The following is a 13,144-nucleotide window of genomic DNA, read 5'->3' as shown; positions in this document are numbered from 1 at the left end:
GCCACGCAGGACAAGGTGGTAAAAGACAGGGCCGCGAAAGATCAGTCTCCTCCTGCTCAGGCCGTATCTGATCCGCGCGAGCAGCTCGCAGCCCTCCTGCCCAATCTGCGGGCATTCGCGATCAGCCTGTCGCGGAATGTGGTTCTCGCCGATGATATTGTGCAGGAGACCATCCTGAAAGCCTGGTCGAATATGGACAAATTCGACCCTGCAACCAATCTGGAAGCCTGGCTCTTCACCATTCTACGCAATACCTATTATTCGTTCCTGCGCAAAACGCGCCGCGAGGTGCAGGACAGCGACGGCGTCTTCGCCGGCAGCCTCTCTGAAGCCCCGGCCCATGACAGTCGTCTCGCCTATGGCGATTTCCAGCGCGCCTTTGATCAGCTGTCGCCGGAGCATCGCGAGGTTCTGATCCTGATCGGTGCCTCCGGCTATTCAGTGGAAGAAGCGGCGCAGATGATGGGCGTGGCACCGGGAACCGTCAAAAGCCGCGCCAGCCGCGCACGCAAGCGCCTGTCCGAACTGATGGGCCTTGCCGAGGGCGAGGATCTGTTTTCTGGCTTCAGCAGCGTCACCGCTGCCGTGATCAGCCGGCCGACCACACCGGCGACATGAAACTCTTCGCGGCACGTGAGATCACGTCCGGCCTTGCGCTGCGGCTGGCCGCGATGGTTATGCTCGCCCTTTTGCCGCTTGGCCTGCTGGCGCTGGCCCAGACCTATATGACAATGCGACAGACCGACGAGACCCGCCTTGCGGCCTCTGTCGGACGGACCCTCCAGGAAGCACTGCACGAGATCCGGCTGATCCGTGCCTCGCAGGTGACCGCCCAGCTTTTGGCCAGCAGCCTGCGCAATCATCCCGCGGATTGTGCCAGCCGGATCGCGGCCTATGCCACCAGCGACGGGCGCATCTCGCGCGCGGGGGTTGTCTCGGCAGATGGCCGGATGGTCTGCAGCTCTGACGGCAGCACGCGCGATTTCTCGCAGACCGAGCGCTTTGCCGAAATCCTTGCCTCGGACCAGCCACGCATCTTTCACGACCCGCAATGGTCCGACCCCGGGCAATCGGATATTTCTCTGACCTGGCCGCTTGGCGATGCTTCGGAGCAGCCTGAGGGGTTTGTCCTGCTCTGGCTCCCCGAAAGCGCGCTGATTGACCTGCCCGATGACCTCGTTTCCCTTCCCGGTGGTACAATACCCAGAACCAGCGACCGACCTCTGGCCCTGATCGCAGCCAACGGCGCGGGCGAGGTGATCTATGCCTCGACCGGGATTGCCAATGCCGGGTTATATCTGCCCGGCCAGGCCAGCCTGAAAAGCCTGATCCCGCAGAAAGCCCATAGTTTTTTTGACCATCCCGAGGGGTGGGAAACCCTGATGTACTCCTGGGTGCCGGTCAATCGAGATCTCTTTTTGCTGGGCGCCTGGCCCTTGCCGGTCGAGGAAAACTTCCTGAACCGTCATGTGCTGCCCTATCTTTTTCCGGCGCTGATGTGGCTGACCGGGGTTGGCGTGACCATTCTCGGCGTCGAGCGGCTGGTCACCCGCCATGTCCGCCACCTGTCGCGGGCGATGCGCGATTTCACCTCGGGGAACCGGCTCTCCACCCAGGACGTCACCCTCGCAGGGCCCCCCGCCGAAATTGCCAGCCTGGCCGAGGAATACCACGCTCTGACCGCCACCATCCTGCGCGATGAGGCCGAGCTGGAAAACCTTGTGCGTCAAAAGGATGAACTTCTGCGCGAGGTGCATCACCGCACCGGCAACAGTCTGCAACTGATCGCCTCTTTTCTTCGGATGCACCGGCGCGAGGCAGAGGACGAGACCATGCGCCTTGTGCTTGACGATCTGCATAACCGGGTGATGTCGCTTTCTTCGGTGCATCTCGGGCTTTACCGGATGGCCGGGGGCACCGGAGTCACAGTCGATCTGCTGATGGCCGAAGTGATCTCCAAGGTTGATCTGATCCATGGCCGGGCGGGACTGCAAGGGGCGGTCCAGGCGGATCTGATGCCCCTCCTCCTGCAGTCGCAACAGGCGGTGCCGCTGGCGCTGTTACTGGCCGAGATCCTCTCCTGTTTCCCGCCTTCCGAGGCTGGAAATCAACCGGTACGGATCAGGCTGAGCCATGGCCGCGCCGAAGATCAGCCGGGGCCTGCATCCGTCGAAGTCTCAGGGCCCGACACGAAGGTCGTTTCTCGCGCGGGCACCGAGATCGCCCGGCTTGAAGTCTCCGGCGCCATTTCCGCGCGGGGCCGCCTGACCGGAGAACATGCCGGCGCCCCTTCTGTAATCGGCGCAAGGCTGATCCGCGGATTTGTCACGCAGCTGCCCGGCGACCTGCAGATCATCGAAGACAGCGCGCGGGTCCGGGCAGTGGTCACTTTCGCCTACGATCCGGCCCTTACGCAGGTCGCAGAGACTGCTGCCACCAGCCGCGCCTGACACGGGGCGCGTGGGCGGCGAAGCGCGTCGCGTCCTGAAACAGAGCAGCCCCCTGCCTTGCCAGAGAGCCACCCGAAACACTGCCCCCTTTGCAACTGAACCACGACTGAGCCGCAGTCAGACGGCAGAAAGCGAGCCATGCCCTTCAGGCCGCGCCCGCATCCTTGTCGCGCAATGCCGCCTCCGCCGGTGTTTCGTCCCGCCGTGTCGCGGTGCTTCCAGCCCGGGATACGGTCTCGTCCACCACCGATCGCAAGGTCGAGGTCAACCTTGTCACAAGCAGGCTGAGCTGTTCCAGATCATCACGCAGCTCCTCGCGTGCTGCGGCCTCTTCCGTCCCGGTTTCGTCCGGGCCTCTCGCCGCCGCCTCTGCAGCAGGCTGGCCCCGCGACAAAAGGCTGGCGACAAAGCCACCGGCCGCCGTCAATGCGGCTCCGGCCGTGACAATCTTCCCGACCCGGCCAAGCATCCCACCACTCTGTCCGGACGCGCCGGTTCCGTCCTTCCCGAATTCGCGCCTGCAGGCGGCCTCGCGCGCGGCCAGCGCCGCAGCGCGGGTCTCGGCATCCAGCCCGTCCAGACCCTGGCCGATTTCCTGGCGGATCGCCTGTTCCAGCGAGGCCGCGATATCTTCGAGACTGTCACGCGCCGCAACCTCATCCAGCGCACCGCTGTCTCTGGAGCGCTGCACCCGGGCGCGCAACCGGTCGGCCTCCTCCCGCAATGCGGCTATCCCTTCCAGCCATTCCGGTCGCGCCGCACGCGAAGACGCCGAGCGGCGGCGAATTCCGCTCCAGGCGAGCCAGGCCAGCCCCGCGCCGGCCAGCGCCGCCGCACGCGGATTGGCCCGGATGGCAGCGCCTGCCGCCTCGATCACCGGCATCACCGCCGCGCCCGGCGAAGCGGGATCCGCATGTCCTGACGCATCCGGGCCTGCTGCACGGCCCTGGCCGCCCCCGAAAAACCTTGTCATATTGAAATTTTGTTTAAGCGCCGCAATGGCCTCGGCCAGATCCTGGCGGCTGCGGGCGATCTCTTCACCGATCCGGTCCCGATCATGCATCTTCCGTTCCTCCACCAATGGGTCCCCGTTCACGTGAACTCCGCTCACCGGAAACCCGTTCACTGGCAACCCGCTCGCCGGCTGGCGGTTCCTCGGCCGTGCCAGGCTGAAGTGCTCCGCCCCGCGCGAAGATCTCGCGACGCGCGAAATAGGAGGCGTGGCTGATGCGGCGCAATTGCCACCAGATCAGACCGGCGGCGATGAGGCACAACCCACCCCCCAGCACCAGCGAGGCCCAGACCGGTGCCAGCCCTGCCATAACGAGAAGCGCATGACCCGCCGCTGCCAGCTGAACAAGCCCCAGCAAAACCAGCGCAAACCCGATCAGAATAACCACCAGTGCCCGGATCACGATCAGCGCGATCTCGCGCGCCTCGGCCTTGCGCATCGCGATCTCGCCGCGCAAAAGCCGCATCGCGGCACCGGCGATCTGCAGGATCAGACCACCAGGCGTCGCCTCTTCATCTTCCGGAGCGCCACTCAATCCCTGCGATCTCCGCGCGGGGTCAACAGTCGCGCAAGGGCAAAGCCCGCCAGAGCCGCACCTGCCATGAAGACCCCGGGATGCCGCTTTGCCATATGCCGCAGATCAGCCGCGATATCACCGGCAGCACTGCCTTTCAGCCGCGCCGCCACATCTGACGCCGCTTCAGACGCGCGCGCCGGAATGTCACGGGCATAGCTTTCCGCCGAAGAGGCCGCCTTGCGCAATTTGTGATTCAGCCGCTCGCCGGATTCGGTCAGCGCATCGCGCGCGGACGCAGCCCGGTCCAGCACCGCCTCACCGGCCGCACGTGCCGGACGGCTTATCCGCCGCAAAACTTCCTGCCCGCTGTCCTGAACGCTTTCGGCGGCATCGGTCACCGCCTCGGCCATGGTCTTTGCCGCGCCGGACTGTCTGGCAGCCCGTTTGGCCGACGCTTGCCGCGGGGGTTGCTTGGGGGATTGTGCCATTTCAACGCTCCTGTCTTCGGGTTTCGTCTTCAGGTCCCGGCTTTTGCAGATGTGGCCGATCAACCGTGACCGCAATCCTATTGGAGACAATTCGGGGTCTCCTGTCGCCAGAAGATCGGCAAGCAGGCCGTCTTTCGCCGATACTGAGCTTCAACTTCGGCAATTCTTCCGGGTTTTGCAATTGTGGATTGTGTCACGGACCGAGGCAAAACACGCGCCGGATGAAAAGATCGAAACGTCAATTTTTTTGGGTTTTAGCGGGAACCGCGCGTGCTGCGCTGCGTTAACGATTTGACAGGACATGGAGCAGGCTGAAAGGCATAACTCTTTGACCAGGCTAAAAAATATGGTGCCGCAACTGCATAAAGGATTATGAAAGGGTGAAGGGGACGAAAATATGCACCGGCAAGATTTTGCCGGCTTATCTTTCGGGAAACCGATCCTGTAGCAAACCCTTCTTCCCAGACCGGTAAAAGGTAGGAGCGGCGGTGGCAAAACCCCGCATGGCCCTGCCCCGACCAGGTCGCGAAACTCAGGCTCAGCCCCTGAAAAACGGAGCGTTTTAAGGCGGCACCAACCGCCCGCCGTCGCGCTGTCTGCTGGCAGGTGACGGTCAGAGGACAGATGTGCTTTGCCGCCCCCAAAGGTTCAGGTTCAGAGCATATCCAAAATCCGCAGCCAGCCCCCAGACTGGCTCGGTCGCACCCCCGGTCAGGGAGGCGAACAGGACGTGGCTTTCGGCATTACGAGTAATTTGTTTATGTGCCAGTCTCCGAAAGCAACGACCACAAAACGACGGGCCCGGCGCCGGGTAATCAGTGCGATTTTTTTAGTTGCCGGGCCCGTCACCTTATCTTGCGCCGTTGCGCGGGATAGCCTGAGGCCGCTGTACCTCCACTGTATTCGGTTATGTGACCGGGGGGCAGCGGCCTTGCATTTCATCTGTGCCATTTTTTTGCAGCGAACCGGGCTGGCCGATGAAACCCAGTATGAAACCCATGGAATCATTCTCGTCTCTGCACATCCGGGGAATGCGTGCAAAGCGGGATTCGGAACGGCTTCGGCCCTGATCCGCCTGCCACAGGGTCGCCAGGGCATTCTGCATATTGTGGTGCCGACGCAGTCCCGCACGACAGCATCCGGAATTCCCGACCCCTGCCATCAATCTGCTCAGCTCCTGGCAATAATGTGAGAACAGTCCTGCCGGCAAATGCTTGATTATGTGCGCAATCGCATTAGACTTGAGCGAAATTCAGCCAGCAGGTGAACAAGTGCGCCTTTCCAGTATTCTCAGCGGCCTTTCTGCGACGAGCGCCGTGCTCATCGCTCTCTCCTCTCCGGCTCTCGCGGCGTTTTGTTCGGACAGCGGCGGTCGCTATGAAGAGTGGAAGCCCGTTATCGCCCAGGAGGCCCGTGCGGCCGGTGTCGGAGAGCGTGGCATCCAGGCCCTGATGGGCAGTTCTTATTCCAAGGCCACGATTTCGGCCGACCGGAACCAGAAGAGCTTTAAATATTCGCTTGAAAAATTCATGCAGGTGCGCGGCGCCGATACGATCGTGAAACAGGCGCGGTCGCGCAAGGCGAAGAATGCCGATTTCTATGCTTCGATCGAGCGGCAATATGGCGTCCCGGCTGGGGTACTTCTGGCCATTCACGGCATGGAAACCGCCTTTGGTAATTATATGGGCGATACCAATGTGATCTCCGCCATTGCCACGCTGTCCTATGACTGCCGGCGCAGCGACTTTTTCACACCGCATATGATTGCGGCCCTGATTCTGATTGATCGCGGCTCGATCAGCCCGCAGAGCATTGGCGCAAAGCATGGCGAGCTGGGACATACCCAGTTCCTGCCCGGCAATGCGCTGCGCTATGGCGTTGATGGCAATGGCGACGGAAAGATCGACCTGAACAATGTGACCGATGCCCTTGCTTCTACAGCGAATTTCCTGCGTCAGAAAGGCTGGCAGCCCGGTCAGGGTTATCAGGAGGGCCAGCCGAATTTCGCGGTGATCCGCGAATGGAATGCCGCAACCGTCTATCAACAGGCCATCGCCATCATGGGCAGCCGTATCGACGGCTGAGTCAGGCGCTGACAGCACGGGGATGACCCCGTGCTGTTTCCCCACTTGCGCGCTGGCGATGCTGCCTTTGGCAGTTACGCTGGCATAGCCCGGCAGCCGCTGACCCGCCGCCGCGCTGACATGGCCCAGATCGACAGTGATCCGCCAGCCGGCATTCAGCGGCGGCCTATGCCACAGCACCGCGCAACAAATCATCCCATGCGCCGGCCGGGGCCTGATCGCCCTGCCCCGCAGACCAGGCGGCAGCGGTGCTACCGGCAGCAAGAAAAGCTGCGAGGGCGAGTGGTTCAGCCGGGGTGACAGAGATACGGCTCGCTCATGCGGCGCGACGGTCCCGCAACTGATGTCGACAAAGCCCGCCAAGCAGGCCAGTTGCCCTGGCCTCCGGCAATCAGAAATGGCAGCGGCAACACCGCGTTAGCCAGTTTTGCCAGCGGATGGAGGCAGCCTGCAGAGCAGCGTCCCCTGACCTGCCGCAGATCAGGGGGCGCTTCACAGATTTACCAGTGACCGATATTCTGCTTCGAGCTCCAGGGCTCTGCCGGCGGCAGCGCGCCGCCCTTTTGCAACAGCTCGATCGAGACATTGTCGGGGCTGCGCACGAATGCCATGCGACCGTCGCGCGGGGGGCGGTTGATCACCACGCCATTGGCTTCGAGATGCGCGCAGGTGGCGTAAATGTCGTCGACCTCATAGGCGAGATGCCCGAAATGACGGCTGTCCGAGGGCAAGCCATCATCGCCATCCCAGTTGAAGGTCAGCTCGACCGGGCATTCCGGCTGGCCGGGCGGCGCGAGAAAGACCAGTGTGAAGCGGCCACCCTCATTGTCGGTGCGGCGGGTCTCTTCCAGCCCGAGAAGCCGGTAGAATGCCATGGATTTCTCAAGGTCCAGCACCCGGACCATGGTGTGAAGATAGCGGATCGTCATTCTGATTTCCTTTGCCAAAGGGTGTGTTATGGCTAACACGGCACAGGGCAAGGCGACAGACGGGATTTCCCGCCGATGTCCCGCATCTGGCGCAGTGTCGCATAGCAGCCCGTCGCACCGATCTAAGTCATTGCTCAAAAGTCAATTTTTAGCGCAGACAGGTCGGGGCTTCCCGCCCTTGGATCTGTGATATTGCCGAAGCCTGCGGGCCTGCCTATAGTCCGGGGAGTCAGGCCCCGTGGCCCGCGCGCATCCCCCTGTCGGCTGTCGAATGGCAGCCCCCGGGCCAGACCCGCCACCACCTCACCAGGAAAGCCCCGCAGTGCGACACCCGGAATATCAGTATCTCGACCTCATCGAGCGCATTTTGCAAAGTGGCGATGAGAGGGTCGACCGGACGGGTGTCGGCACGCGGTCAATCTTTGGCGCAATGACCCGGTTTGACCTCTCCGACGGGTTCGCCCCCATCCTGACGACGAAAAGGGTCTATTGGAAAACCGCGATCAAAGAGATGCTCTGGTTCCTGAAAGGCGGCACCAATATTCAGCCGCTCCTGCAGGAAAATGTGCGGATCTGGACCGACTGGCCGCTTGCGAAATACCGCAGGGATACCGGCACGGAGATCTCTCAGGAGGAATTTGAGCGCCGCATCATCGAGGATGACGCTTTTGCGAAAACCTGGGGCGAGCTTGGCCCGGTTTATGGCAAGCAATGGCGCAGATGGGTCGGCTCGGATGGGCGCGAACATGATCAGATCGCGACGCTGATCCATACGCTGCGGACAAATCCGTCGAGCCGCCGGATGCTGTTCCACGCCTGGAATGTGGGTGAGCTGGAGGAGATGGCCCTTCCGCCCTGCCACATGGTCTATCAATATCACGTCACCAGCGATGGCAGACTGAACAGCCTTTGTTTTCAAAGATCTGCCGATCTTCTGCTGGGGGTTGCCTTCAATTGGGTCGGGGCTTCTGCCCTGCAACTGATGATCGCACAACAGGCGGGGCTGAAACCCGGCGAGCTGGTCTGGTGCGCGGGCGATGTTCATTTGTATCTCAACCACCTGGACCAGGCCCGGGAACAGCTGCAAAGAGAGCCCCGCGAGATGCCGAAGCTGCGGATCATTCGCGAAGTTGAGCGCATTGAAGACTATCGGATTGAGGATTTCGAGGTCGAAAACTATGCGCCTCATGCGGTTATCAAAGCCGAAGTTGCGGTCTGACCGCCCCTCAGAGATGTAAAATCCTGCATCCGAAGCGCAGTGCAGGCCGGGCCCCTTCGCAGCCCCGGTTGCCCCGAAACAGGCTTTTAGCTTTCCATCATTCGCCCCGGCTGTCGGGCAGGGAGATCACAGTGAAATCAAGACATTCCGGGCGGATCAGAACGCCGCTCACCATCGCCCACCCGCCACTTCTGCAGGCACGCCCTATGCAAAGCGTCAGTAAAGAGGCCGGTGTAATCCAGCCTGCCCCCGGCGGCGCCGGTCTCTTTTCAACCCTGACCGGGCGTGATCGCGCCAGAGACGGTGCTGCATGCTGAGCCTTATCGTTGCCCGCTCGAAGGAAGGTGCCATCGGACGCGACGGTGATATTCCCTGGCACGCGCCCGAAGATCTCGCTTTTTTCAAGCGCGAAACCCTTGGGGGGGCGGTGATCATGGGGCGGCGCACCTGGGAAAGCCTTCCCTTCAAGCCTTTGAAAAATCGTGACAACATTGTCGTCTCTTCGACAATGGAAACAGATTTCGCTGTGCCGTCGCTGGAAGACGCCCTCGCCCGCGCTGTGGCACTCGGCCATCGCCGGATCTATGCGATTGGCGGCGCCAGCATCTATGCGGCGGCGCTGCCGCTGGCCGACCGGCTGCTGATCACCGAGGTCGATCTCTCGGTCCCCGATGCCGATACGTTCTTCCCGCGCTTCGCCCCGGAGGACTGGCGGCTGGCGGGCTCGCAGGATCTGCGCCGCGAGGCACCGTCATGCCGGCTGGATGAATATCTGCGGCGCCAGCGCTGAAGCTGCCCGCAGCTGGTATATCCGGGAAAGACAGAACCCGGCCAGGGCGGAGGCCCCTTCCGGGACCGCCGCCTTTGAGCTAGGCTGTCGCCTGATACAGGAGTTCTCCCATGTTCTTGCGTATATCCGCCCTTGCCATGATGCTCGCCTCGCCTGCTGTGGCGCAGATGTATTACGAACCTTTCGAACCCAATGCCGAGCGCACCCGCGTCACCGGCGGTTACGAGCGCTATCAGACCCATGTGCTGAAACTGTCGAAGCATCGCTATGCGGTGCTGTTCCAGCCGGGCTTTACCGATTTCGACACCGCTGTTCGCGCGGTGACCCCGCTTTGCGCGGCGCAGGGACGTGTGGCCCAGGGCGACAGCCGGGTCGCGCCGGTCGATGTGCTTCTGGAGAACGGCGCACCTGCTGTGCAACAGGGCATCCGCGTAACCTGCGTGAAATCGGAGAAGTGATATGATCCTTTACGGCATCCCGACCTGTGACACCTGCAAAAAGGCGATCCGCACGCTGGAAGCCGCCGGGCGTGACGTCACGTTCCGCGATATCCGCAAGGATCCGCTCTCGGAGGCCGAAATTCAGGAGATCGTCACCGAATTCGGCGAGCGCGCGATCAACAAACAATCGACCAGCTACCGCGCCTTTTCCGATTTCCTGAAAGCATCGGAACCGGAGGCGCAGATCGCCGCACAGCCCACCGTGATGAAGCGTCCGCTGATCCGCGACGGGGCGAGCTGGACCATCGGCTGGGACGAGGCCATCGAGAGCCGTCTGACCGCAGGTTGATCCCGGTCAGAAAAGCGCGGTAAAATCAGGGGGAAATCGTTGCGGGCCAGAGGTTTCGGACCAAAGGCCGACGACGCGTCTTTCGCAAATCTCCCCCTGCCCTCGTGCGGGAAACGCCGGGTTCCCCATTTGCAGGTAGAACCAAGCTGTCTTGCATCCGGTTCAGTTACCGCGCCCGGCGAACCGGACGGCGGCAAAGACTTTGGTCCTTAAGACTTTCGTCCTCAAGACTGGCAGGCAACTGACGGGAAGGCCGGCTCCGCTCAGGGTCCGGCCGCTCCATCAGCGCTCAGCTGTCAACGCGGGCGGTCAGAGCAGTTTCAGCTCGCTGGCCGAGGACTTGCCGTCACGTCCGGTTTGCAGCTCGTAGCCGATCTTCTGATTGTCGTTCAGACCCTTGAGACCGGCGCGTTCAACCGCCGAAATATGCACGAACACATCTTTGCCGCCATCATCGGGCGCGATGAATCCGTAGCCCTTCGTTGCGTTAAACCATTTTACGGTGCCAGTCGGCATTCCCGTCTCTCCCTTAGTAACCCTCCGGGCTGCGGAATTGCGGCCCGGTCGTAGCCGCCAGGTCTTCCGGGCCTGTCAGGGTAGAGAGGCTAGTCAGAAAGTCTGTCGTTACAGGGGCAGGATGCCACGGAGATATTGGAAATCAAGAATTTTGCCGCGATTTCACAGGGAATCGCGGTTTCATGCCGGGTTTCAGAGCGGGATATCTTGTGAAACCGGCCGATCCCGGTGATTTTTCTGACCATTTGATCGAAAAACCACCAGAATCGGGCCGTTCCTCAGTTCAATGGCGGCGGCAGCGCGTCAAAGGCCAGCATGGTAAGAGCGGATTCGAATCCCATGTTTTCGGTACGGTTTTCGCCCAGGCGGCGCAGCGAGACACTGCGCTCCTCGACCTCTTTCATACCGACGGCCAGAATCACCGGCACTTTGCCGACGGAATGCTCGCGCACCTTATAGTTGATCTTCTCGTTGCGGGTATCCGCCTCGGCCCGCACTCCGGCCTTGCGCAGCGCTGCGACCACTTCGTTCACGTAAGGGTCGGCATCAGAGACGATCGACGCCACAACCACCTGGCGAGGCGCCAGCCAGAACGGCAGTTTGCCCGCATAGTTCTCGATCAGAATGCCGATAAAGCGCTCGAACGAGCCGAGGATCGCACGGTGCAACATATAGGGGCGGTGCTTAGCACCATCCTCGCCGACATATTCCGCATCCAGCCGCTCGGGCAGGTTCGGGTCGACCTGGAACGTGCCGCATTGCCATTCACGGCCAATCGCATCGGTCAGTTTGAAATCAAGCTTTGGCCCATAGAAGGCACCATCGCCGGGGTTGATCTCATAGGGCAGACCGAGATTCTCAATCGCGGATTGCAGCGCGCCCTCAACCTTGTCCCATTGCGCATCGGTGCCGATACGGACCTCGGGGCGGGTCGATAGTTTGATGTCGAATTTTTCAAAGCCCAGGTCGCGATAGACGGAAGACAGCAGCTTGATGAAAGCGCCGCATTCCGATTCAATCTGATCTTCGGTGCAGAAGATATGCGCGTCATCCTGCGTAAAGCCGCGCACCCGCATCAGCCCATGCATCGAGCCCGAGGATTCGTAGCGGTGACACGATCCGAATTCGGCCAGACGCAAAGGCAGGTCGCGGTAAGATTTCAGACCCTGATTGTAGATCTGGACGTGGCAGGGGCAGTTCATCGGCTTCAGCGCGTTGATGCGCTTTTCCTTCGCGCCCTCTTCGTCGACCTCCACGATGAACATATTCTCGCGGTAGGCTTCCCAATGGCCGGATTTCTCCCACAGCACCCGGTCGACGACCTGGGGCGTGCGGATCTCCTGATAGCCCGCGGCGCGGAGCCGGCCGCGCATAAAATCTTCCAGCCCGCGCCAGATCTGCCAGCCATTGGGGTGCCAGAACACCATGCCTGGCGCTTCTTCCTGCAGATGGAACAGATCCATTTCACGGCCAAGCTTGCGGTGGTCGCGTTTCGCGGCCTCTTCCAGCATGGTCATATGCGCCTTGAGGTCGTCGCGGTTGCGGAAGGCGACACCGTAAATGCGCTGCAGCATCGGCCGGGACGCGTCCCCCAGCCAATAGGCGCCGGCCACATGGGTCAGCTTGAACGCATCCGCCGGGACCTGGCCGGTATGTTGCAGATGCGGGCCACGGCAGAGATCCTGCCAGTCGCCATGCCAGTACATGCGGATGTCTTCATCCCCGGGGATCCGGTCGAGAAGCTCCACCTTGAAAGGCTCGCCGCGCTCTTCATAATACTTACGGGCACGTTCGCGCTCCCAGAGCTCGGTTTTCACCGGCTCACGGGCATTGATGATCTGCTTCATCCGCGCCTCGATGGCGCCAAGATCTTCCGGCGTGAAGGGCTCTGCCCGGTCGAAATCATAGAACCAGCCCTGATCGCGGACCGGGCCGATGGTGACTTTTACATCCGGCCAGAGCTCCTGCACGGCACGCGCCATGATATGGGCGAGGTCATGGCGGATCAGCTCAAGCGCCGGGGCCTCATCCTTCATCGTATTGATCGAAAGGGCGGCATCCGCCTCTATCGGCCAGGCCAGATCCCAGTGCTTGCCGTCGACCTGCGCCGAGATCGCTGCTTTCGCGAGCGAGGGCGCAATCGAGACGGCAACCTCGGCAGGCGTCACACCGGCCTCATAGGTCCGGACATTGCCATCGGGAAAAGTAAGGGAAATCTGGGCCATCGGCCTTGCTCCTCGTCGGTCTGGCGCCCACTGCGCGCCCGGTTGCGGGTTATATCCGCGCCCATTTGCGCCTGCGCCGGTCCAAGGTCAAGCGCCCTGGCGGAAAATTTGCGATGGCGACCATA

13 protein-coding genes are annotated in these 13,144 nt (G+C 61.8%); 7 read left to right on the top strand and 6 right to left on the bottom strand.

The features are described from left to right. Window positions 1-15: 15 nt before the first annotated feature. Window positions 16-618: a sigma-70 family RNA polymerase sigma factor gene (locus M3484_RS19045; protein WP_249498769.1), complete on the top strand. Its 603-nt coding sequence runs from the start codon at window positions 16-18 to the stop codon at window positions 616-618. Then, a complete protein-coding gene (locus tag M3484_RS19040) occupies window positions 615-2,450 on the top strand; it encodes a sensor histidine kinase (protein WP_249498768.1) in 1,836 nt (611 codons plus the stop codon). The genes M3484_RS19045 and M3484_RS19040 overlap by 4 nt, the downstream gene beginning before the upstream one ends. 145 nt (window positions 2,451-2,595) lie before the next feature. Here the strand turns inward: M3484_RS19040 and M3484_RS19035 are convergent, their stop codons facing one another. Genes M3484_RS19035 through M3484_RS19025 form a run of 3 tightly spaced genes read right to left on the bottom strand, consistent with a single transcriptional unit; the run spans window position 2,596 to window position 4,467 of the window. After that, window positions 2,596-3,513: a hypothetical protein gene (locus M3484_RS19035; RefSeq protein WP_249498767.1), complete on the bottom strand. Its 918-nt coding sequence runs from the start codon at window positions 3,511-3,513 to the stop codon at window positions 2,596-2,598. After that, window positions 3,506-3,997 carry a phage holin family protein gene (locus tag M3484_RS19030; RefSeq protein WP_249498766.1) on the bottom strand — a complete coding sequence of 164 codons (492 nt, stop codon included), beginning with the start codon at window positions 3,995-3,997 and terminating at the stop codon, window positions 3,506-3,508. The genes M3484_RS19035 and M3484_RS19030 overlap by 8 nt, the downstream gene beginning before the upstream one ends. Continuing rightward, complete coding sequence (locus M3484_RS19025; RefSeq protein WP_143040486.1) at window positions 3,994-4,467, bottom strand: hypothetical protein; 474 nt, start codon at window positions 4,465-4,467, stop codon at window positions 3,994-3,996. Before M3484_RS19025 ends, M3484_RS19030 begins: the two co-directional genes overlap by 4 nt. A 1,316-nt stretch (window positions 4,468-5,783) precedes the next feature. On the opposite strand from M3484_RS19025, the gene M3484_RS19020 reads away from it, so the two are divergent. Next, complete coding sequence (locus tag M3484_RS19020; RefSeq protein ID WP_249498765.1) at window positions 5,784-6,551, top strand: lytic murein transglycosylase; 768 nt, start codon at window positions 5,784-5,786, stop codon at window positions 6,549-6,551. Window positions 6,552-7,051: 500 nt separating this feature from the next. Here M3484_RS19020 and M3484_RS19015 read toward each other — a convergent pair whose 3' ends face one another. Next, on the bottom strand, window positions 7,052-7,480 hold the full coding sequence (locus tag M3484_RS19015) for a VOC family protein (RefSeq protein ID WP_092898578.1): 429 nt from the start codon (window positions 7,478-7,480) through the stop codon (window positions 7,052-7,054). A gap of 322 nt (window positions 7,481-7,802) precedes the next feature. Between M3484_RS19015 and thyA the strand changes: the two genes are divergently transcribed. The 4 genes from thyA to M3484_RS18995 all read left to right on the top strand — a co-directional run bounded on the left by thyA (window position 7,803) and on the right by M3484_RS18995 (window position 10,278). Further along, complete coding sequence (gene thyA, locus M3484_RS19010; RefSeq protein WP_249498764.1) at window positions 7,803-8,699, top strand: thymidylate synthase; 897 nt, start codon at window positions 7,803-7,805, stop codon at window positions 8,697-8,699. Window positions 8,700-9,009: 310 nt separating this feature from the next. Continuing rightward, window positions 9,010-9,489 carry a dihydrofolate reductase gene (locus M3484_RS19005; RefSeq protein ID WP_092898582.1) on the top strand — a complete coding sequence of 160 codons (480 nt, stop codon included), beginning with the start codon at window positions 9,010-9,012 and terminating at the stop codon, window positions 9,487-9,489. Between the two features lie 110 nt (window positions 9,490-9,599). Continuing rightward, a complete protein-coding gene (locus M3484_RS19000; protein ID WP_249498763.1) occupies window positions 9,600-9,947 on the top strand; it encodes a hypothetical protein in 348 nt (115 codons plus the stop codon). A gap of 1 nt (window position 9,948) precedes the next feature. After that, window positions 9,949-10,278 carry an arsenate reductase family protein gene (locus M3484_RS18995; RefSeq protein WP_249498762.1) on the top strand — a complete coding sequence of 110 codons (330 nt, stop codon included), beginning with the start codon at window positions 9,949-9,951 and terminating at the stop codon, window positions 10,276-10,278. A 309-nt stretch (window positions 10,279-10,587) separates the two neighbouring features. Here the strand turns inward: M3484_RS18995 and M3484_RS18990 are convergent, their stop codons facing one another. After that, complete coding sequence (locus M3484_RS18990) at window positions 10,588-10,794, bottom strand: cold-shock protein (RefSeq protein ID WP_092898588.1); 207 nt, start codon at window positions 10,792-10,794, stop codon at window positions 10,588-10,590. Between the two features lie 278 nt (window positions 10,795-11,072). After that, the gene (gene thrS, locus M3484_RS18985; protein ID WP_249498761.1) at window positions 11,073-13,019 is read right to left on the bottom strand and encodes a threonine--tRNA ligase; all 1,947 of its coding nucleotides are present in this window, start codon (window positions 13,017-13,019) and stop codon (window positions 11,073-11,075) included. Between the last annotated feature and the right edge of the window lie 125 nt (window positions 13,020-13,144).

The sequence above is a fragment of the Pseudomonas sp. GX19020 genome, assembly GCF_023371075.1.
Classification (GTDB): Bacteria; Pseudomonadota; Alphaproteobacteria; order Rhodobacterales; family Rhodobacteraceae; genus Pseudogemmobacter.
Note: the sequence above shows the minus strand (reverse complement) of the source record. Positions and strands in the feature narration are given on the sequence as shown.